The sequence below is a fragment of the Bacillus sp. IBL03825 genome (assembly GCF_024712505.1).
Lineage (GTDB): Bacteria > Bacillota > Bacilli > Bacillales > Bacillaceae_G > Bacillus_A > Bacillus_A wiedmannii.
In genome coordinates this window covers 3,283,174-3,304,014 of the sequence record NZ_JAMXKE010000001.1, presented here as the reverse complement: position 1 = coordinate 3,304,014, position 20,841 = coordinate 3,283,174, and the positions used below count along the sequence as shown (strand labels likewise).

Genomic DNA, 20,841 nt, shown 5'->3' with positions numbered 1-20,841 from the left:
AGGTGGTGAGCGATTTGAGTGAACAATTTGTTACTCAAAAATCGATTAAAGAGACGATCCTTCGCGGCATTCGTACGGCTCTTCTAGAGCAAGGAAGTGCGACGAAAGTTGAACTTAGTAATACATTAGAAATTAGTTTTCCAACGATAAGTAAATTTATAGAAAATATGAAACAAGATGGTGAAGTCACTTTAGTCGGTTTAGATGATTCAAGTGGCGGAAGAAGAGCGAAACGATATGCGTATAATCCGGAATATATGTTAGGATTAGCGATATTTTTAGAGAAAAATGAAACAAACTATACCATTTTTAACTGTTTAGGGGAAGTAAAAGAACAAGGAAGTACTTCAAGTGTATTAATTGATACTGGCGTAAATCTATTATCTAAACATATTGAAAGTCTTATAGCTACATTCCCGAAAATAAGCTCTATATCAATTGGTGTGCCTGGTTCGGTTGATAATGGTCGTATTTTTTATATACCTGGTTATGAAAAGTTCCAAAATTTTAATTTGAAAAATCATTTGGAGAATCTGTTTTCTATACCTGTAGTAATAGAAAATGATATGAATGCCGCAGTCCTTGGCTATTATAAAAATACTGGAAATAATGATAAATCATCTCTTGTATATTTGTATTCAGGTCAAAACGGCCCAGGGGCGGGAATTATGATAAATGGAGATGTGGTACGAGGGAGTACCTTTTTCTCAGGGGAGATATCTTTCGTTCCACAGTATGATAATAAAAACTTCTTACAATCTTTGAGAAGTGAAGATGCAGTAAGAGATTCAAATAATCCAGAGCAATATAATATAGATGCTATTACTCGTTTAATAGCTACATGTATAGCTATTATTAACCCGCATGCCTTTATCTTTTGTGATGATGAAGTGAACCAATTTGTAATAGATCAAATTGTAAAAACTTGTCCGAAGTACATTCCAGCGGAACATATTCCGAAAATAACAGTGAGCGATTGGAAAGAAGATTATTTATATGGATTAAAAAGCCTTGGACTTGATCTGATGATTATAAGAGCAAGCAAAGAAAATTAAATATCAAATTGTTGGTTGAATCCTGTGAAAGAAAAGGTGTCGATTATGAAAATTGAACATGTAGCAATTTGGGTAAATGATTTAGAAGGTATGCGTGATTTCTATAAACAGTACTTCGGTGGTGAAGAAAATAGCTTATATCACAATCCGAAAAAGCAGTTTGAATCTTATTTTATAACTTTTGAAGGTGGAGCGCGTCTAGAACTTATGAGGCAAGTAGGGATAGACGATAATACACAAACACAAACAATAGGATATGCGCATATTGCTTTTTCTGTAGGTAGTAAAGAAAAAGTGAATGAATTAACCAATACATTAAGTGAAGCAGGGTATGCTGTGTTAAATGGCCCGCGTACTACAGGGGATGGTTACTATGAAAGTGTAGTAAGTGACCTTGAAGGAAACCAGATTGAGATAACAATCTAACATTATATTTATTAATAACTGATAAAAAATAAAACTTTGTTGTTCCCCCAAATGTTTACGAGAAACCTATTATTATTTCAGAAAGGGGGACATAACAGTGAGTGAATTCATTTTTATTTTCTGTATATATCCATTGCTTATTTGTATTTTTTCAATAGCTGGGACATATAAATTAGGTGCATTTTATGTGATGCCAATGGTAATATTTCTTATTTTTCTTATGTTAAATGTTACATTGTATGATCCATCATTTTTCTTTTGGGTGGGCATGTATACTATTTTTTCATTCATTACTTCTTATATAACACTCTTATTTGTAAGGGGATATACAGCTGTAGAAAGTGAACGTTAATATCATTTGGTTATTTTTGGGGGAATAGGTATTTACGGTGAACGATAACAACCTCATTTCGCGTTATCATGACGGGAAATGAGGTTGTTTTATTTCTATATACACTATGTAATGTTTTTTAATTGGAGTGCTGAAACTCCTTAATAATTCTATCAATAACAGGAGGAAGATTACTAGGTAACGCATCTAGCGGAAAGAAGCGTAGTTCTTTCGATTCTGTTTGGTCGCATACAAGTTCACCATTGAATTCGCGGCAAATATAAACAACAAGTACACCGTGTACTTGATCGCCGTTTGGATAGATTTGAAAGAAATCTGGTCCTGAGTATGTACGGAATAGTTCTGGATTTTTGATGAAAAGTCCAGTTTCTTCATATACTTCTCGCTTTAAAGCGTCTTCTAACGTTTCGTTATATTCTAAGGCTCCGCCAATAATACCCCAGCGGTTAAAATCTGTACGGAGCTGCAGTAATATTTCATTGTTCTCATTTAATATAATGGCGTGTGAACCTATTAAAATAAGTGGATGATTTCCTACTAAATTTCTCATGTCTTCAATATAACCCATGTTATTTCTCCTTGCTTTTAATAATAGTTAGGAAGTTCTTTTAACATTCTTTCTGTTTTACGTGCTGTATAGGCTAAGTTATGATCATCTTTCGTTCTGAAAAATAATGTGCGTAAAAAGGTTTTAATGTTGGCACATAATATACAATACTCATTAAGTGAAAGGCGTTTTCTAATTTGAGGAAGCCTTTTTATTTTTTTATAAATAATTGAAATTAACTCATCTTGCGAAAAATCATGATATAGCATCGATAGTAACGGTGTAACAATTCGTTCATCTTCATTATTATGAAATAGATCCGATGGGATAAAAATTTTATTTAATAAACAATGAATTAATTCTTCATACCACTCAAAGGTCGTATAGGAATTGTGAACAATTTCAGTAAAGGCATCTGATACGTGGGCAATACAATGAGCCCATCCTTTATTTTCAATATAGCCTCGAAAATCCGTTTCTAAGTTTGTATATGAAATGAGTTTGTTTTTTATTTCTTCAATGTCCTCCTCTGTGAAAAAGTAGTGCGAGTTAGCGAATTGGAGTATTAGCGCAATTAATGAAACAGTGTAAGAACGTGTGAAAACCCCATCTGTATGTGGGGAGTAAATGTCATAATATAAATACTCATCACTTAAACAAGTTTGTAGAAGTAATTTCAGTTGATCATCCATAAGGAATTCATGATGAATGAAATGTGCAAAACATTTATATATAAGTTGGTAACGAACGTAACTATCAGTTGTTCCGATATACTGAAGCATATTGAGCGTTAACTCATTCAAATCTATATGTTGCAGTTGCGTATAGTCATTTTGTTGTATAAGCTCTAACTGTTGTTGCAATGCTGTAATATCCAATGGAGAACCTCCTCCGCACTTTAAAGATGCAATGTTTTCTAGTATTCTATATATTCAAGGACAATCCTGCTCATGCAAGGAGAACAAGTAGAAATTCTAGTATGATATAGATGAGGGAAGTATATGATGACTATAGAACAGTTAGAAAAACATTTTAAAATAAGAAGAAATGCTTCTTCTATAATAATAAAAGAAAATAATGCAGAGCCTTTTACAGAAGAGAAATTAAAGGAAATCATGCAATATTGCGTTGCTGAGGCTGAAAAAGAGGGAATAGAAAACTTGCATTTTGAAATTTCTTCAAAAAGCCCAAATTATGATGTGTATAAGAAATGTTTCGAAACGTATTCATTTGAATATGCTACTGAAAACATGATTGTGTTTAAGGATATATATGAAGTAGAAGATGTAGAAAGTGATATTAATTTTAAGCTTATTGAAGAAGTAGGAGAAGAAGCTTTTTATTCTCTTTGGAACGAGATGACAGAAGAACAAGTCACTTATGATCAATTTGTAAATATGATGCTACAAGAAATTGGTGAGCAATGGAAAGAACATTGTTTAACAGCGAGTATCGATGAAGAGCCGATAGGGATTGTAATCCCGCATATTGAAAAGGGGACGTTAGAAGAAGGAAAACTAATGTATTTCGCAGTTGCTCCAAATATGCGAAATAAAGGGTATGAAGCAGCATTCTTTACAGGGGCAATGTTTGTCTTAAAAGAAATAGGTGCATCTTATTATATTGGCGAGACAAATGTACAAAATGAGTGGATGAAGGATGTTTTTGGGAAGAATGGATGTCAGCTGCTTAGTTCCACTGAGCGATATGTGAGGAAGTTTTAGGAGTACTATCTTGAACTTATTTAGCGGGAATCCGTGTACAACTTATGAACAAGTAAAAGAACTTCTTGCCTATTTGTAAGATAAAAAGAAAAATGAGAACGACAAAATAGATATTCCTATAATACAATAGAGAAAGATTCGATTATATGAGAAAGCGTTGGTGAAAGAATGGAGCAGCAAAGAAATTGGTTACAAGCAACTGTAGAAAGAAATGAAGACAATACGTTACATATAAAATGGGAAAATAATATAGAAGAAGTTCGCATTTATTGGAGTACTTCACCAGATCATATTGAAGAAACGGGAGAATTACTTGCAACGGTAAATGGAGAATCATCATGTACACTTGTAAACCCGAGTGAAAATGAGCGTCCATATTTTAGACTAGTTGGAAGTAATGGACAAGCAGTGACAGTAGCTGAGCGTAGATTACCATTAAAAGGCGCGTTTAACTTCCGTGATATGGGAGGATATGAAACGACTGAAGGTCGTAAAGTAAAATGGGGCAAGTTGTACCGTTCTGAAGAATTAGCAGGACTAACAGAGTGGGATATAGACTATTTACAAAAGTCTGGCTTAAAGTTAATTTGTGACTACCGTACAGACTTTGAAGTGAAGCATAAGCCGAATCCAAAAATTACAGGTGCTCGTCAAGTATGCTTACCAGTTATGCAAGACTTGGCGAAAGACTTGAACATAAATGAATTTTTCCAAGTTGGTGACCTTTCTATGTTAGGGAAACCAGGCGAGTACCTTGTGAAAATGAATCAAGATTTCGTAAGTGGTAATGAAGCATTCGTGAGCTTCTTAAACTTAGCGCAAAACCCAGAAAACTTACCGTTAGTAAACCACTGTACAGCTGGAAAAGACCGTACTGGATTCGGATCAGCACTATTATTACTTTTACTAGGTGTACCGGAAAAAACAGTAATGGAAGACTATTTACTAAGTAACGGTTTCCGTGAAAAGTTAAATGAAAAAATGATGGCCTTTTTAGGTGCAAAACTTCAAAACGATGAAAGTAGAGCGATATTAGGTGCGATGTTTGAAGCGCGCGCTGAATATTTACAAGCTGCGATTGATGAAGTGAAAAAGCAATACGATTCAGTTGAAGCGTATGCTGAAAAAGCACTTGGCTTTACGAAAGAGTCGTTAGAGGAAATGAAAGCATTATTGCTAGAAGATAAATAATGAGGAGGGAGGCTAATTGGATTAGCCTCCTGTTTCTATTATGAAATTTTTCGTTGCCTTATTATTCCTATTACAATTGGAATAACTGTACCAATTAACAATATCGGTAAAAATAATTTTCCAAAACCGCCGCTCCAATTTAAAGCGATTGAAATTGTTTCAAATTGGATGAAAGCAAAGATAAGTAAACAGACATTTTTTAATTGATTTAGCATTTTTCTACTATTCAAATAAAACTGCTTAGCATTTGATTCATTCAATCTTTGTGGGTAGTTATGAACTTCTGGAAACTTTTCTAAAGTTTGCATTAATAGGAGTATGAAAGCTCCTATTAATGGCAGAAGCAAAAGTTGCCACTTTGATCCCCAGCGATCTACATCCCCATATGCGTTATAATGTGCGGGTACTTCCTCGGGTAATCTTCCCCAAATAATAATCAAAAAAATGATTGATCCAAAGAACAATGAATATCCAATGATATCTCCAACCCATTCACTTTTTGTTTTTTGGATTTGTATTTTCGGTCTTCCCCATGAATTTACTATGTCTTTCCGCTCCTTTCTATTCCTGTATTACCTTTTTGAAAAATCGGATTCATTATCCGAATTATCTCAAATTTATAGTATTTTCACAATTAATTATTTTTGAATAACATGACCCGTGTACCTTAAACAACTTTAAGATTGCTGTACATCTAGGATTCGTAAAGGGAAAAAGTTCGACTTAAGAGAGAATTAATGAGAAAATACAAGTTGTAAATAACGTACTAGTTGAGGAGAGCATAATGAAATATAAAGTTATATTATTCGACGTAGATGATACATTATTAGATTTTCCTGAAACGGAAAGAAATGCTTTGCATAACGCGTTTCTACAGTTTGGTATGCCTACAGGGTATAATGATTATCTTGCAAGTTATAAAAAGATTAGTAATGGATTATGGAGAGATTTAGAAAATAAAATGATTACGCTAAGTGAATTAGCAGTAGATCGATTTAGACAATTATTTGCCGTTCATAATATAGAAGTAGATGCGCAGCAATTTAGTGATGTATACCTTGAAAACTTAGGAAAAGAAGTACATCTTATAGAAGGTGCAGTGCAATTATGTGAAAATTTACAAGATTGCAAGTTAGGTATTATTACGAATGGATATACGAAGGTGCAACAATCTAGAATCGGAAATTCGCCTTTATGTAATTTCTTTGATCATATTATTATTTCAGAAGAGGTTGGTCATCAAAAACCAGCACGTGAGATTTTTGATTATGCATTTGAGAAGTTTGGGATTACTGATAAATCAAGTGTATTAATCGTTGGAGATTCGCTAACTTCTGATATGAAAGGCGGAGAAGATTACGGCATTGATACGTGTTGGTATAATCCGAGTTTGAAAGAAAATATGACAGATGTTAAGCCGACTTATGAGGTGGAGAGTCTGCTACAAATTTTAGGAATTGTGGAAGTGGCGGAAGAAAAGGTAGTTTCATTTTAATCGTGTTGATATATTTTGAGTTACGGTAGATATATTGGAAAAATCGTCGATATAATTTGAGTTGCGTTCAATTTATAGGTACGATCGGTGTAATAACTAGAGGTGAGTGAAAGATGTTAACGTTTTTATTTGAGTTAGACAAGAGTATTCCGCAGAAGGATGAGCCACGGTATGCCGCTTATGCAAATGGCTTTATTGAAGGGGATTTAACAATTCGCGCGAGTGACAGCGTATTTTTTCAGAAGCCATGCATGAAGGTTGCAGAGCTTGGCATTTATTTAGGACAGTGGATGGAACAAGTGCAACATGGGCAGAAAGAACAATTGAATTATGAAACGAGTGACCGTGAGGAAGTAATTCTCGGATTCGTATATGAAGAGGAAGATCAGTGGAGAGTTTTTTCAAGTTGGCAACAATTTGAACTTCAAGAGCGTATATCAACTACAACATTAGTAGAGAGCGTTCAACACTATTTATATGAGCTAAATAAGGAACTGCGCGCGATAAAATATCCCGTTACGTTTGATCAGTACTTAAGAGGAGAGCGAATGATGCAGCTTTCTTACAAACGACTGTGTGATAGTAAAGCGGATACGACGTCGATAGAGGTTTACAATGAAAGCGAAAGAGTAGGCGCAGTACGGGGCTATTATAAAAATATGTTGATGAAAGTGCTAGACTTTATTCCGAAAGTCGGTAGTAATATCATTTATGAAATAAAGGATAGTAAGGACAACATTCGCGTCATTGCAAAGGATGTAAGTAGGCAGCGTCAAAGAAGGATTTTAGTAACGTACATCGATCATAATGATACAGAGCATGAAATACTTGTATGTGATGGAAAGTTATTAGATGCCAATTTCTTATTTACCTTTACATATAAGAGAGAAGAATATGTTGTTCACAAAACTTCAATTGGGCTTGGAAAGTTATTACGAAACGGTTATGTAATCGCAGATTGGAATATTCGTCTTGAGGAAGATATGTATTCTATCGAGATGGATGTATATGATGAAGATTATATAGAGGATCAATACTTACTGTTAGGCGTATTTCATGCTGTTTTGTATGGGTGATAAAAGAGAAGTACCGGTATTCTTCATGGGAAGGATGCCGGTATTTTTATGTAATTCTATGTCCTTAATTAATCCTCAAAAATAAAAATCTCATCAATTGTACTATGAAGTGCTTTCGCAATGTCGTGAGCAAGTTGTAAGGAAGGATTATATTTTCCTTTTTCGAGATGGCTAATTGTTTCACGGCGTACACTAACACTTTTCGCTAAATCTTCTTGTGTCATGTTCAATTTGGCGCGGTATTCTTTTATTCTCGTTATGAACGCCATGGCGCATCTTCCATTTCATCAACAGGTTTATCATAAAAGAACATAGAGAAGCCGAACGTAAGAATGAGTGTGCTGAAAATAAGAGCGATATCAATCTCTTGTAGTGTAGGGTTTGGAAATAACATTTCAATAAACATAATGATAGCGGTCGTTAGTAATGTAACGATAAAGGCATTGCGGCACGATTTATTGACGATTTGTTCAAACAGTTCATCGTGTTGAACTGTTCTATACGATGTGAAAAAGGAGAAGAAACAGAACATAGTAAATAATCCTTTTTCGTAAAAAAAGCCAAGGAAACCGAAGAAACCGAGAAATCCTAAATATTTTATCCAAGTTGTTTTCATGGTAGGTCCTCCTTGCAATGTTAGAAATAATTCACGTTATGTTATAAATATATCACATGTGGAAATGTAAAGTAATAATAGTTTTCCAATTCTTTTCATAATAATAGTAAAAAGAGGAAATATACTGCGAAATAAAGAGGATAATATTGTAAAATGGTTGTAAGGAGGGGGAGAAAGGAATGCTAACTTGGATCATGATCGTTGTATTACTTGTAGTGATTACTGTAGTGGCAACGGTGTTAATTGGGCGGAATGGTGATGCGAATTATAGTAAAGCGACAAAAGGGAATATTAAACGGCTGACGATGATCTATATTTTACTAGCTGTCGTTTTAATCGTTGGATTAGGCGTGTATATTTATTTTAAAGGTTAAAAAAACTGAAAAAATATAAAAATCTAAAAATAGAAGTATGCTATAATATTGATATAGTTATTTGGTAATTAAGGAAAGGATTGGATGGAATGATTGAAATTACGAATGTGTCAAAAAGTTATAATGGGTCTACCTATGCAGTAAAAGATTTAAGTTTATCTGTGCCTAGCGGAGAAATTTTTGGATTTTTAGGGCCAAATGGTGCGGGGAAATCAACGACAATTAAGATGATTACTGGTATTCATGGAGTGGACAAAGGGACGATTACGATTAACGGTAAAGATATTATGAAAAATCCGATGGAAGCGAAAAAGACGTTTGGTTATGTTCCAGATAGCCCAGATATGTTTTTGCGATTAAAGGGAATTGAATATTTAAACTTTATGGCAGATATGTATGAAGTGCCGAAAGAAGTACGACAAGAGCGAATCGAGTCTTTAGCGAAGAAATTTGACCTTTACAATGCGTTATCGGATCAAATTCAAAGTTACTCGCACGGTATGAGACAAAAAATCGTTATTATTGGTGTGCTCGTGCATGAGCCAGATGTATGGATTTTAGATGAACCGTTAACGGGGCTTGATCCGAAATCCGCATATATTTTAAAAGAAATGATGAGAGAACATGCGGATAAAGGAAAGATTGTATTTTTCTCTACACACGTATTAGAGGTGGCAGAAAAAATATGTGACCGCGTCGCGATTATTAATAAGGGAAAACTTCAGTTTAAAGGGAATTTAGGTGAAATGAGAGATCATTTTAAATCCAATGAATCACTTGAAAAAATGTTCTTGGAGATGACGGGCAATGAGTAAAATTTGGACGTTAACGAAAGTATTATTAAAATTAAATTATGCAGATTTTATAACAGATAAGAAGAAGCGATGGGCGTATGTATTTTCATTTGCAGCCATTTTATTTGTTGGCTTTTTAATATTTGGTTCGATGACGCACGGATTGTATGAAGGGATGAAACATTTAGGGCAAGACCCAGGAATGATTATCGCAATGGGACTTGCGATTGCGAGTATATGGGTATTTTTAATGAGTATAACGAACATTTTAACTGTATTTTACTATAGTAATGACATTGAAATGTTATTGCCGTTACCATTGAAGCCAGCGCAGATTATTTCGGCAAAGTTTTTAACGGTATTAATTACACAATACGTAATGAGTTCATTTATTTTATTACCAATCTTTATTACGTACGGGTTAAAAAGTAGTGCATTTATTACATATTACATATACATGATTTTTATTTACTTACTCTTCCCGATTGTGCCGTTAGTATTAGCTTCATTACTAATGACAGTTATTATGAGGTATACAAATATAGCGAAAAATAAAGATCGAGGCAATATATTTATTGGAATCGTAAGTATACTATTTATTGTAGGAATTAATGTGTTTTTACAGTGGAAAAATAAAAGTTCGTTTTCTGAAGATGCACTTACGAATTATCTTGCGAACAACGAATCTTCTCTTCTAGTACAAATGACAAATTATTTTCCAACTACATATTTTGGGGCAGTGGCATTAGTAGAAAATGCAAATTGGAAGGGTCCTTTATACGTAATCATCTTTGCACTTATTTCATTTGTATTTTTTGTGTTGTTTTATTACATTGCAGAGCGTACATATTTAAAAGGGGTTATTGGACTTTCAACGAGTACAGCAAAAAAAGAGGTCATTTCAGCAGAAGGCTTACAGAAATCAACGGTACAAAGTTCACATTTGAAAGCGTATGTGAAAAAAGAATTTAAAACGTTATTCCGTACACCACAATTTTTCTTAAATTGTATCGTACAAACTTTTGTTATGCCGATTATGTTATTCTTTGTTTTATTCGTGCAAGATGGGAATTTAAAGTGGATCACAGGGTATATTGATAATCCAAAATCAGCAGGACTTGCAATTGGCGTTGGTCTTTGTGCATCGTTATTTTTAATGGGAAGTAACGTCATCGCAACAACGTCATTTTCACGAGATGGAAGTTCATGGTTTGTGAATCGATATTTACCAGTAAAAGCTTCGGATATCTTTTTTGCGAAAGCAATCACTGCTTGGTTAATTAATGTAATTATTTTAGCGGTATTCGGTATTACGATGGCAGTTGTAGCAGGGATTTCTCCTGTGTTCATGTTACTGTGGTTTTTACTAAGTGCGAACGGGTTATTGTTAATTAATTTAATCGGTACACGTTGGGATGCACAAACTGCAGATATACATTGGGATACAGAGCAGAAATTATTTAAGAGCCGATATACAACTTTGTGGAATTTTTTAGCTAATATTTTTATAGCTTTAGTTATTGTTGCGGGAGTAAGTTTATTATACTTCTTCCTTCAAGTAGGACTATGGGTTATGTTTATCGTTTTATTTGTAATGTTTACGATTGTAAATTATATCTTCATTAAAATTTTAAAATTAGGTGCAGAACGCATATTGTCAAATATTGAATAAAAAGATAGATCCTCTGTATTCGTGCAGGGGATTTATCCATAGATGGAGGAGAAAAGGTGAAGAAAATAGCAATTGTAACAGGGGCAACTCGTCTGAATGGAATTGGTGCAGCTGTATGCAAGGTGCTTGCTCAAGAAGGGATAGACATTTTTTTCACGTACTGGTCTCAGTATGATAAAGCGATGCCGTGGGGAATGCATGACAAAGAACCCTTTTTGTTGAAAGAGGAGATTGAAAGTTTAGGTGTTCGCTGTGAAATGGCAGAAATCAATTTATCGCAGTCGTATTCACCAAATCGTTTGTTTTATATGGCCTCAGAACGTTTAGGTGATCCATCTATTTTAATTAATAATGCAGCGTATGCTGCTCATACGAGAATTGAAGAATTAAATGTAGAACAGTTAGATAAACATTATACAGTGAATGTTCGCGCTACTATGTTATTAAGTTCATTATTTATAAAACATTATGCACTGAAAACGAGTGGCAGTATTATTAATCTTACTTCAGGACAGTCATTAGGTCCGATGCCAGATGAATTAGCATACGCAGCAACGAAAGGAGCAATTGAAGCATTTACAAAATCAGTAGCACCAGTTGCGATGGAGAAGGGGATTACAGTGAATGCAGTTGATCCAGGGCCGACGAATACAGGATGGATTACAGAGGAGCTGAAGCATCATTTAGCATGGAAGTTCCCGCAAGGTAAAGTAGGAGAACCGTCAGATGCAGCGCGCTTAATTTCTTTTTTAGTAAGTGAAGAAGCAAAATGGATTACGGGGCAAGTCATTCATTCGAATGGTGGTTACTCATAAATATATTATGTTAACAATTGTTGAGAAACAAAAAATGAAAGAAAATTTTATTTTTTTGTATAAATAAAATGTCAAGAAAGATAAAAATTTGATAGGAGAGTATATCGTCATATGAAGATAGTAATTCTTCATGTGACAATATACTCTTTTTCTTTTACTACAGAGAAGAAAAATGAAGTAGAAGAAACTCGAATATTCAAATTGGTTTATCAGTTTTTGTACGTATTATTATGAAGATTACTGTCGGAAAGATGGTAATTCGTATGAAAAGGGATTTTTTAAGGGGAAATCGAATCGTAAAGGGGAGGATAAATAAAGTAAACATAGGGGGATTTATATGAAAATGAAAAAGGTCGCTATCGCATCGATAACAATTGGTACAATGCTTACTATGGCAGCTTGTAGTCCTTCAGCAGAGAAAGAGACAGAAAAGAAAGAACAAGTAACAGCGCAAAATGAAGGAGAAGCAAAAACGACAAGTGTAGATGAGACGTCAAAAACAACGAAAGATACTGAAAAAGATACAAATACTTCTTCAAATGAAAAAACAGATAAAGATGCAAAAAATACGAAAGAATCATCAGGAACAGAAAGTAACGGTAAAACGTCATCTCAAAATGAGAATGTGAAAACAAAAGAAAAAGAGACGACAGGAAAAACGAATGACGAAACGACTAGCGGAAAAACGACAGATCAAAGTACAAGTACAAACTCAAACGGAAAAACAACGAAAGATCCGAAGAAAAGCGTAGCTGTGAAAACAAATGTTAAAGAAGTTGCTGCATTAATTGAAAGCTTAGACAAGCAATTAGCTGCAAACCCTAAATTAGAAACAGTAAATAAACTTGGAAAACAAATTAATGAAAAGTGGGATGTGATTGAGAAAGAGTTAGAAGCATCTCACCCAGCTGAATATAAAACAATTGGACAAAGTATGTATCCGTTAATTGTAGGAGCAGAGAAAGAAAAGATAGATATTAATAAAATGAAGTCATTAACGACGAAAACGAAAAAAGATTTAAATCAGTTATTAACGAAACTTTCGTAGTTTCAAAAGCCTACTGTGGAAGTAGGCTTTTTTGTTTTTTTTGTAAAAGTCTATTTTTTTTCAATTACGATACGAAATGAACCGAATGCTTGTTGACTGACATAATCTTCTTCGCTAGTTTTATAAGGAAATGGAAAAGCGACGAGCTGAAAATTACTTTCCTGATCCACTGAAGGCAATGTAAAATTGAAAATTTGTCTCGTTTCAGGTGCGACCGCAGTATAAACGATTTTTTTATCATTAAATATTTCAACTTGTTCCCAATCTTTAAAGGCCACGATTGCGTAAGTCATTTCATCTTTTGTTTCATTACCGTTTGATAGAGTTAATTTTTTACCTTCCTTTTCAGAAAATACCGTTTGTAATTTTTCTTCATTGTTCGTAACAAATAAAGGTTCATAAAGATCGTCTTTTAAAATAGCATCTGGATTTATAAAGGTGAGTTTTATTTTTTTGCTTCCCTCCTGAGGGGGATTTATGGAGTATCGCATACTTAAAATCTCTTCTAATATAACCGCTTTATTTAAGTCATTATCTTTTAATTTATATTCAGGTTTTTTAATTATTAAAAAGGTTAATTCACTTGCATTAGGAGAAGTGTGTAAAGAGATTCTCGTAGTAATTGAACTATTTGGTTTCATATCAAAAGAATAGTGTGATACTTCATTAGCGGCTTCTTCTATTTTAAAAGGTTTTTGTTCGTAATCTTCTAGGACAATTAATCCATATTTTCGGTCTTCATCAACATTATGTATGAATGATAACGATACATTTATTTTATTATTCTCCATAGTAATTTCACTACCATTGTTAATATGTTGACCTTTAGTATTCTTCAATCCGTACGAAATAGTATTGGTTTGTTGCTCTCGATTATTTTCTTTAGGAGATGTATGTGGTTGTATGATTGAAGTAGGGAACAAAACATAAATTATAATTAACGAAATAAGTATAACACTGATAATAATACACATTTGTTTCATAAATAGCACCTCAATATATTTAAAATAAAAGAGAAAAAAGATATGCAAGATGCATATCTTTTTTTCTCTTTCTTACTAGGAAGCTTTTGTTTCGTGATTCACATCATTATAACCATTAAATTTATAGGTATGATTACCAATAGCATAATCATCTCCATCATAAACACTTGTGTTGGTCGCTGTAGCACTTACATAAGTTGATTTTTTGGCACTATTACTTTTCGTATTCACTATTGAGCCATCGCCATTGAAAGTTCTTGCTTTTGCATAAATATAGTCTTCGGTCGTAGTTGGTTTCGATTTAGCAACTGCATATGGGTTACCGAAAAAGGGAGTATACACGCTAATGTTAGGGTCATTCTTAGGTGCAGCTGCAACAACCAAACTAGGAACATTAGATGTTTTTGCTGATTGAACTGTATCGTAGTTAACCAAAACGGGCTGCTTGTCTGCAGCACCCACCTCTGAAGCACTTGCGTAATTAGTAAAACCAAAACCTAAAACCGCTAACCCTAAAGTTGCCACCGCTAAAGATTTTTTCATATTCACTAATTTTCCCACCTTTTTTAAATTTTTGAGTTCGAACTCATTTCATACAATATATGAAAATTTTGAAACTCTCAATAACTTGTCCCATACTTAACTTACCTTTTACTTTTGATTCAACATTTCTTCATTTGTAAAAAATCGAATATCTCTTCTAATGCTTAGCCAGCAAGGGAAATAGGTTTAACTTTATGAAATTCGTGTAAATTTAAATCTAATCATTTCATGATCTCTGTTATTTTTAAGGTTATGTGGGAAACTTATCTAAAAAAGGATGGTGATAAAAATGACAATCGATAGAGTTTGTACAATTGGCCCAGCAAGTAATAATAAAGCAACGTTAGCGCAGTTAATAAATAATGGTATGAAAATAGTGCGGTTGAATTTATCACATGGCACGCATGAAAGTCATAAAGACATCATTCGTTTAGTCAAATCGTTAGACGATTCTATTAAAATTTTAGGGGATGTACAAGGTCCTAAAATAAGGTTAGGTGAAATAAAAGGAGAGCAAATTACACTTCAGGCGGGAGACTCTTTTATTTTACATACACAACCAGTTACAGGGAGCAATAGAGAAGCAAGTGTTGATTATGCAGGAATCGCGAATGACGTGAAAGTTGGAAGTAGAATTTTAATTAATGATGGCGAAGTTGAGTTAATCGTTGAAACAGTAAGTACGGACAAAATAGAAACAAAGGTCAAAACAGGTGGCAATATCTCATCTCATAAAGGGGTGAACTTACCAGGGGCAATCGTTAGTTTACCAGCTATTACAGAGAAAGATAAAAAGGATATCCAGTTTCTTTTAGAAGAGGATGTTGATTTTATCGCATGTTCTTTCGTAAGAAAACCTAGTCATATAAAAGAAATACGAGATTATATACAACAGTATAAAGAAACTGCCCCTAATGTAATTGCAAAAATAGAAACGATGGAAGCGATCGAGAATTTTCAAGATATATGTAAAGAAGCAGATGGAATTATGATTGCAAGGGGCGATTTAGGAGTAGAGTTGCCGTATCAATTTATTCCGCTCTTGCAGAAAATGATGATTCAGGAATGTAATCGAACGGATACATATGTTATTACAGCGACACAAATGCTTCAATCAATGGTAGATCATTCTATTCCAACAAGGGCTGAGGTGACTGATGTGTTTCAAGCTGTACTGGACGGAACGAACGCTGTTATGCTTTCTGCTGAAAGTGCATCAGGCGAGCATCCAATTGAAAGTGTAAAAACATTACGTCTCGTTTCTGAATTCGCTGAGCATGTGAAAAAAGAAGGTCCTTTTGTGATGAAAGATGTATTGGAATTGCTGCATAATTCTTTGGATGAGTGATAAAGTGAAACTTTAATCAGTTGGGGGTTTTGTCCATCCCCCACTGATTATCAGCCCTCACCAATCGGGCTTTTACTGCTCGGCGAACAGCGGGATAAATAAAAAGAGGGCGGATATGCATCCACCCTCGTGTTTTTCATTCATATTATTCTTGCTCTTGCTCGTCCAAAATTTTATCAAAAGCAGCAGATACTTTATCAAACTCTTCATCATTTTCAATGTATGAAAACTCATTATCTTCTTCTACTTTTAAAAAGAAAATATCAATGTCTTCCTCAGATTCTGTTTGAATGTCTTCTACGAATGCAACTGCAATATATTCTGCGCCTTCGACATCCATCGCTCCAAGTACTTCTACTTCCTGATCCTCATTATTCTCATCACTGAGAGTAAACACTTCGCCAACTTCAATATCAGACATATCCATTCTCCTCCTGTTCGACTCTAAAAAATAGAGCGCTCAAACTGTATACATACTAACATATCTTTCCATGAAAAATCAATTTCATACATTGGAAAAGCAACTGATTCTTCAATAGAATAAGTATTTAGCTAGAAGGAGTTTTATTTGTGAGTGCTATATTACTAAATCCATTCAACAATTGTATCCATAGTCTGTCTTGTTTTATCACGCTTTGGCTCTTCTTTACGGTAACCAAAGGCAACCATAACAGATACTTCAAGATTATCATCTTTTATAATGCCTTCTTGACGAAGTAAAGAATCTACTTTCTCTTTATCAAATCCTTCTATTGGACAAGAATCAATGCCGATTTGAGCTGCGCTCGTCATCATATTACCTAAAGCAATATAAGATTGCTTAGATGCCCAATCGAATACAGCACGTTCGGATTGTAACAAGTTAAAATCTGATTCCTGGAACTTTTTGAAGAATTCATATCTAATTTTTTGAGTGTCTTCAGGTAATCCAATAATATCGTTCATCATATATTTAATATACTCTGCATCATAATGCATATCTTTAATGTTTCTTGAAAGAACAATGACAAAGTGACTAGCTGTTACAAGTTGCCCACCAGCGCCCCATGAATACGGTTGTAGTTTTTCTCTTATTTCTTTATTTTGTACGACAATAAATTTCCAAGGTTCATATCCAAAAGAAGAAGGAGATAATCTGCCTGTTTCTAAAATGAATTTAAAGTCTTCTTCTGAAATTTTGTGCATAGGATCGAACTCTTTACATGCATGTCTGAAATGAAAAGCCTCCATAATTTTTTCTTTTGTAATTTGTGTTGTATTTGTCATAAAAGTTCCTCTTTTCATTAATTTATTTTTGTAAGTAAATTATATTTTTAAAGTAACTTAGACACAAGTACGCACATTTATGTGTTATAGTATCAAAAAAGATACTATTGATAAGGGAAGGGATTTATTATGGATTGTTCAAATGAAAATAATATAAATTACCCATTTCTAAATAAATATTCTTGTCCAGTGGAAGCTATGGTTGAGGTTATTGGCGGAAAATGGAAAGGGGTTATTTTGTATCATTTATTAGATGGTACAAAGAGGTTTAATGAATTAAAAAGATTAAAACCTAATATCACACAAAGAATGTTAACACTGCAGCTGAGAGAACTTGAAGCAGATGGCATCATACATCGTGAAGTATACCGTGAAGTGCCTCCAAAAGTAGAATATTCATTAACTGAGCTTGGTGAATCACTACGTCCAATGATTCTATTAATGATGGAGTGGGCAACTCATAATATGGAGAAAGTTTTGGAGAGTAGAAATACGAAAAACAATAGTTAAGGGTTGTAGAAATAAAAGGTGTTTTCCATATGTGAAGACACCTTTTATTTCTATATTTTTTACTTTTTAACTTCAACTGCTGAAATTGCAAAGTCATTCAAGTTTACAGTTTTACCATACCAATCAGAGTGTTTGAAGACGATACCTTTACCATATTCTTCAGTTGAAGTACGATCCCATAGCGTTGTCGAATAGCTAGCAGTAGGGGATGCTGTACTTACAGAAGAAATTCTATTTTGCCAATTAGGAGGCAAATTTTTAAAACCGCTACTAAGAGAAAAATACTCGCCACCTTTATTTGCATGTTCATAGAAATCTGTACTATTAGGTCCGCTCCCTCCAACACCAAGGGGATTGATTGTATTATTCAACCTTTGTTTGTCTTTTTCAATAAAAGAATCTAAACTTTCTTTGTTCGAAAATCCATAAGATAACCAGTCTCCATTTTGATTTTGTTTCGGTAGAACTACAGTTATTTTTACGTCTTCCTTAGATGGAGCATCCAATTTGTTAAACGAATCTACAGTCTTTTCATCTACAGTTACATATTCAAAAGAGCTAATCGAATAATCCTTTTCGGTACTAGCTGATACTGAACCCATTCCGCCAGTTAATGCTGTAATGGCTACTGCTGCACCTACTATTAATTTTTTAAAAATGAATTCATCTCCTTTAAACTTAGATTTTTTGCATAACTAAAATGTATGTTAATCGGAGTTTATTGTAAATATTTAGAATTTTATAAAAATGAAACAGAATATTCTTTTATTTGTCTGGAGTAAGAAATGCAAGTTTAAATAAAAAAGGATTTACTTAAAAAGTAAATCCTTTTTGGGTGTTAGTAATAAGCTTAGTTTGTGAGATGATTTTGTGATTTGCTAACCTAATTCAAAACTTTACTGATTAAAGTTTTATATTATCCAGCTATGAATCATACACTTCTTTTTTATTTGTGGAAGCAGCATCTAATAAAAGGAAAATGGCTGCTATAATATGTAGAACGATGTCTATATAAGGAAAGAAGGCAACTAGAGTAACGATAATACCTATATAATGAGCGTACGTATTCATGCCTGCTTTTTTAGCTAATAAAATAGTAGTGATATGTAAAGCAATCAATAGTAGTAAAGGTATCCCATCTAGGTTAACAAGACTTGGAAATATATAATAGCAAGGAAGTAATAAAAGATGATAGATTCCTGTAGTCCACTTTATTGCTTGTATGTAAGTTTTCAAAGTAAATCCTCCTAAAACAATCGATATCTATATATTACCAAAAATAATAGGTAATTGGATATTAAATACTTGTGGTTTTTAGTAGAATATAATTATTTTATGTTAACTAATTGTTTCGTTATCTATAAAATAGAAAAACCACCCAAACGAGGGTGATTCGTATTATAAATAACTACTTAAAGAAGAAAGGGGAACCTTCACCTCACTACCTTCCTTCATATTCCGCAGCATAACGGTTTCTGTACTAAGTTCTTCTTCACCAATAATAAGCACATAAGGGATATTCTCTTTATTTGCGTAATTAAGGGCACGTTTTAATTTGCGGCCTGCTAGTTCGAGTTCGACTTTTAAGGAAGTTGTAGAACGTAATTGCTGAGCAATTTGTAAGCATTGTAATTCTGTCCCGAGTGGGATGATAAATACATCCGCTGTAGATGATATCGTTTCTTTCTGTGAGAGTGCTGTATAAATAACGTCTAAACCGAATGAAATACCGACTGTTGGATAGTTCATGTTATCACCACGGAATCCTCCGATAATATTATCGTATCGACCGCCGCTACCGATGCTAGATGTAATCGAGTCATCTTTTAAAAAGATTTCATACACGGTGCCTGTATACATTGTAAGTCCTCGCGCTAAAAACGGATTGAATATAGCATTTTCATTTATTCCAAGAGCGATTAAATATTGTTGTAATTGTTGTAATTCGTTTACTCCATCGGCAACGAGTGGATTATTAAAAGTGTCTTTAAAGTCAGCAATTGAAAGCTTTAGACAAGATAAAACGGTATTACATATCGTATCAGCCATTTCTTCAGAAATTCCGCGCTCTAATACATCTTTTCGTACACCATCAATCCCAATCTTTTCGATTTTGTCTAATGATAAAATGACGTCACTCGTTCGTTCAGTAGGGATGTTAATGGACTCGAGAATGCCGTTTAACAATTTTCGGTTATTATATTGGATCGTTACTTCTAAGTTTAACGTTCGGAACAGCTCAAACGCCATACTCATAAGTTCAGCTTCTGCCATGACTGATTCTACACCGACTATATCAACATCACATTGAATGAACTCACGAAATCGCCCTTGTTTAATTGGACCATCTCGAAATACTTTCCCAATTTCATACCGTTTAAAAGGGAGGCGGATGTTCGGATTCATCGCTACGACTTTTGCGAATGGAATGGTTAAATCGTAGCGTAAGGCAAGGTCACGTTTTCCTTGATCTTGAAGCGTATAAATTTCTTTTAAAATTTCATCGCCACCGCCGTACTTGTAAGACATAAGCTCATACATATTTAACGTAGGTGTTTCTAACGGTTTACATCCGTATCGTTCAAACGTATCTTCACAAGCTCTTTTAATTTTATTTCGCAACACTTGTTCCTCTGGTAAATAGTCTTTCGTTCCTTTTACATTTTTCATTTCCATTGTAATCTCTCCTTTTTAAATTTAAAAAAGCTATGCAGGTATAAAAATACCCACATAGCTTTATGAACGCTTCGTGGGTCAACAGGAAAAGCCCTGTACCCACGAAGAAAAATTTTTCTTCGGATACACGGCATTACGTATGATGATGAAGTTGGAAAGAAGCATTAATATTTCGCATGACAAATCTCTCCTTAACATAAGTTTTTCCAAATTATATCAGATGATTTTTGAATTATCAATATTTTTAGTTTTGAAATATACGTGAAGTTATGTAGGATAAATGGAAAAAGGTGTATAATAAAACTTAATAATATGAAATAACCTTTTAAG

The 20,841-nt window shown here is 33.9% G+C and carries 26 protein-coding genes; 14 read left to right on the top strand and 12 right to left on the bottom strand.

Annotated elements, in window-relative coordinates; all coding sequences use genetic code 11:
• Positions 1–14: 14 nt before the first annotated feature.
• The 3 genes from NHG49_RS16895 to NHG49_RS16885 all read left to right on the top strand — a co-directional run bounded on the left by NHG49_RS16895 (position 15) and on the right by NHG49_RS16885 (position 1,833).
• Positions 15–1,055 carry an ROK family transcriptional regulator gene (locus NHG49_RS16895; protein WP_000003032.1) on the top strand — a complete coding sequence of 347 codons (1,041 nt, stop codon included), beginning with the start codon at positions 15–17 and terminating at the stop codon, positions 1,053–1,055.
• Between the two features lie 45 nt (positions 1,056–1,100).
• Positions 1,101–1,481 carry a VOC family protein gene (locus NHG49_RS16890; protein ID WP_064475867.1) on the top strand — a complete coding sequence of 127 codons (381 nt, stop codon included), beginning with the start codon at positions 1,101–1,103 and terminating at the stop codon, positions 1,479–1,481.
• 97 nt (positions 1,482–1,578) lie between these two features.
• Entirely contained in the window at positions 1,579–1,833 is a 255-nt protein-coding gene (locus tag NHG49_RS16885; protein ID WP_001288566.1) for a YbeF family protein, read from the top strand.
• 118 nt (positions 1,834–1,951) lie between these two features.
• Here NHG49_RS16885 and NHG49_RS16880 read toward each other — a convergent pair whose 3' ends face one another.
• On the bottom strand, positions 1,952–2,401 hold the full coding sequence (locus NHG49_RS16880) for an NUDIX hydrolase (RefSeq protein ID WP_000540474.1): 450 nt from the start codon (positions 2,399–2,401) through the stop codon (positions 1,952–1,954).
• 17 nt (positions 2,402–2,418) lie between these two features.
• Positions 2,419–3,258 carry a DUF2785 domain-containing protein gene (locus tag NHG49_RS16875; protein WP_064475866.1) on the bottom strand — a complete coding sequence of 280 codons (840 nt, stop codon included), beginning with the start codon at positions 3,256–3,258 and terminating at the stop codon, positions 2,419–2,421.
• A gap of 123 nt (positions 3,259–3,381) precedes the next feature.
• On the opposite strand from NHG49_RS16875, the gene NHG49_RS16870 reads away from it, so the two are divergent.
• Both NHG49_RS16870 and NHG49_RS16865 read left to right on the top strand, forming a co-directional pair.
• Positions 3,382–4,104, top strand: coding sequence for a GNAT family N-acetyltransferase (locus NHG49_RS16870; RefSeq protein ID WP_000988268.1), 723 nt, complete (start codon positions 3,382–3,384; stop codon positions 4,102–4,104).
• Between the two features lie 168 nt (positions 4,105–4,272).
• On the top strand, positions 4,273–5,295 hold the full coding sequence (locus NHG49_RS16865) for a tyrosine-protein phosphatase (RefSeq protein ID WP_064475865.1): 1,023 nt from the start codon (positions 4,273–4,275) through the stop codon (positions 5,293–5,295).
• A 38-nt stretch (positions 5,296–5,333) separates the two neighbouring features.
• On the opposite strand, the gene NHG49_RS16860 is transcribed toward NHG49_RS16865, so the two are convergent.
• Complete coding sequence (locus tag NHG49_RS16860) at positions 5,334–5,759, bottom strand: DUF1648 domain-containing protein (protein WP_000464977.1); 426 nt, start codon at positions 5,757–5,759, stop codon at positions 5,334–5,336.
• Between the two features lie 320 nt (positions 5,760–6,079).
• Between NHG49_RS16860 and NHG49_RS16855 the strand changes: the two genes are divergently transcribed.
• Both NHG49_RS16855 and NHG49_RS16850 read left to right on the top strand, forming a co-directional pair.
• A complete protein-coding gene (locus NHG49_RS16855; RefSeq protein ID WP_000875925.1) occupies positions 6,080–6,790 on the top strand; it encodes a YjjG family noncanonical pyrimidine nucleotidase in 711 nt (236 codons plus the stop codon).
• A 113-nt stretch (positions 6,791–6,903) separates the two neighbouring features.
• A complete protein-coding gene (locus NHG49_RS16850; RefSeq protein WP_000955117.1) occupies positions 6,904–7,866 on the top strand; it encodes a tubby C-terminal domain-like protein in 963 nt (320 codons plus the stop codon).
• Between the two features lie 68 nt (positions 7,867–7,934).
• On the opposite strand, the gene NHG49_RS16845 is transcribed toward NHG49_RS16850, so the two are convergent.
• The gene (locus NHG49_RS16845) at positions 7,935–8,135 is read right to left on the bottom strand and encodes a helix-turn-helix transcriptional regulator (RefSeq protein ID WP_000874186.1); all 201 of its coding nucleotides are present in this window, start codon (positions 8,133–8,135) and stop codon (positions 7,935–7,937) included.
• Entirely contained in the window at positions 8,123–8,482 is a 360-nt protein-coding gene (locus NHG49_RS16840) for a DUF3796 domain-containing protein (protein ID WP_000859218.1), read from the bottom strand. Before NHG49_RS16840 ends, NHG49_RS16845 begins: the two co-directional genes overlap by 13 nt.
• A 179-nt stretch (positions 8,483–8,661) precedes the next feature.
• Here NHG49_RS16840 and NHG49_RS16835 point away from each other — a divergent pair, with 179 nt between their 5' ends.
• The 5 genes from NHG49_RS16835 to NHG49_RS16815 all read left to right on the top strand — a co-directional run bounded on the left by NHG49_RS16835 (position 8,662) and on the right by NHG49_RS16815 (position 13,185).
• On the top strand, positions 8,662–8,856 hold the full coding sequence (locus NHG49_RS16835) for a hypothetical protein (RefSeq protein WP_000958866.1): 195 nt from the start codon (positions 8,662–8,664) through the stop codon (positions 8,854–8,856).
• An 89-nt stretch (positions 8,857–8,945) separates the two neighbouring features.
• Entirely contained in the window at positions 8,946–9,671 is a 726-nt protein-coding gene (locus tag NHG49_RS16830; protein ID WP_000570198.1) for an ABC transporter ATP-binding protein, read from the top strand.
• A complete protein-coding gene (locus NHG49_RS16825) occupies positions 9,664–11,322 on the top strand; it encodes a putative ABC transporter permease subunit (protein WP_000036858.1) in 1,659 nt (552 codons plus the stop codon). The genes NHG49_RS16830 and NHG49_RS16825 overlap by 8 nt, the downstream gene beginning before the upstream one ends.
• A 56-nt stretch (positions 11,323–11,378) precedes the next feature.
• Complete coding sequence (locus NHG49_RS16820) at positions 11,379–12,137, top strand: SDR family oxidoreductase (protein WP_000716962.1); 759 nt, start codon at positions 11,379–11,381, stop codon at positions 12,135–12,137.
• Between the two features lie 337 nt (positions 12,138–12,474).
• Positions 12,475–13,185 carry a hypothetical protein gene (locus NHG49_RS16815; protein ID WP_000782562.1) on the top strand — a complete coding sequence of 237 codons (711 nt, stop codon included), beginning with the start codon at positions 12,475–12,477 and terminating at the stop codon, positions 13,183–13,185.
• A 50-nt stretch (positions 13,186–13,235) separates the two neighbouring features.
• On the opposite strand, the gene NHG49_RS16810 is transcribed toward NHG49_RS16815, so the two are convergent.
• Both NHG49_RS16810 and NHG49_RS16805 read right to left on the bottom strand, forming a co-directional pair.
• Positions 13,236–14,168, bottom strand: coding sequence for a hypothetical protein (locus NHG49_RS16810; protein WP_258126329.1), 933 nt, complete (start codon positions 14,166–14,168; stop codon positions 13,236–13,238).
• 75 nt (positions 14,169–14,243) lie between these two features.
• Positions 14,244–14,717, bottom strand: a complete 474-nt coding sequence (locus NHG49_RS16805) for a hypothetical protein (protein ID WP_001056338.1) — start codon at positions 14,715–14,717, stop codon at positions 14,244–14,246.
• A gap of 271 nt (positions 14,718–14,988) precedes the next feature.
• Here NHG49_RS16805 and NHG49_RS16800 point away from each other — a divergent pair, with 271 nt between their 5' ends.
• On the top strand, positions 14,989–16,059 hold the full coding sequence (locus tag NHG49_RS16800; RefSeq protein WP_258126328.1) for a pyruvate kinase: 1,071 nt from the start codon (positions 14,989–14,991) through the stop codon (positions 16,057–16,059).
• Between the two features lie 145 nt (positions 16,060–16,204).
• Here the strand turns inward: NHG49_RS16800 and NHG49_RS16795 are convergent, their stop codons facing one another.
• Positions 16,205–16,486, bottom strand: a complete 282-nt coding sequence (locus tag NHG49_RS16795; RefSeq protein ID WP_002008111.1) for a DUF1292 domain-containing protein — start codon at positions 16,484–16,486, stop codon at positions 16,205–16,207.
• Positions 16,487–16,644: 158 nt separating this feature from the next.
• Entirely contained in the window at positions 16,645–17,325 is a 681-nt protein-coding gene (locus tag NHG49_RS16790; protein ID WP_000185905.1) for an NAD(P)H-dependent oxidoreductase, read from the bottom strand.
• Positions 17,326–17,454: 129 nt separating this feature from the next.
• Between NHG49_RS16790 and NHG49_RS16785 the strand changes: the two genes are divergently transcribed.
• On the top strand, positions 17,455–17,835 hold the full coding sequence (locus NHG49_RS16785; protein WP_000340656.1) for a winged helix-turn-helix transcriptional regulator: 381 nt from the start codon (positions 17,455–17,457) through the stop codon (positions 17,833–17,835).
• A 59-nt stretch (positions 17,836–17,894) separates the two neighbouring features.
• Here the strand turns inward: NHG49_RS16785 and NHG49_RS16780 are convergent, their stop codons facing one another.
• The 3 genes from NHG49_RS16780 to NHG49_RS16770 all read right to left on the bottom strand — a co-directional run bounded on the left by NHG49_RS16780 (position 17,895) and on the right by NHG49_RS16770 (position 20,511).
• Positions 17,895–18,494: a hypothetical protein gene (locus NHG49_RS16780; protein ID WP_064475859.1), complete on the bottom strand. Its 600-nt coding sequence runs from the start codon at positions 18,492–18,494 to the stop codon at positions 17,895–17,897.
• Positions 18,495–18,759: 265 nt separating this feature from the next.
• Entirely contained in the window at positions 18,760–19,071 is a 312-nt protein-coding gene (locus NHG49_RS16775) for a hypothetical protein (RefSeq protein ID WP_064475858.1), read from the bottom strand.
• Positions 19,072–19,233: 162 nt separating this feature from the next.
• Positions 19,234–20,511 carry a histidine--tRNA ligase gene (locus tag NHG49_RS16770; RefSeq protein ID WP_258126326.1) on the bottom strand — a complete coding sequence of 426 codons (1,278 nt, stop codon included), beginning with the start codon at positions 20,509–20,511 and terminating at the stop codon, positions 19,234–19,236.
• Positions 20,512–20,841: the final 330 nt, after the last annotated feature.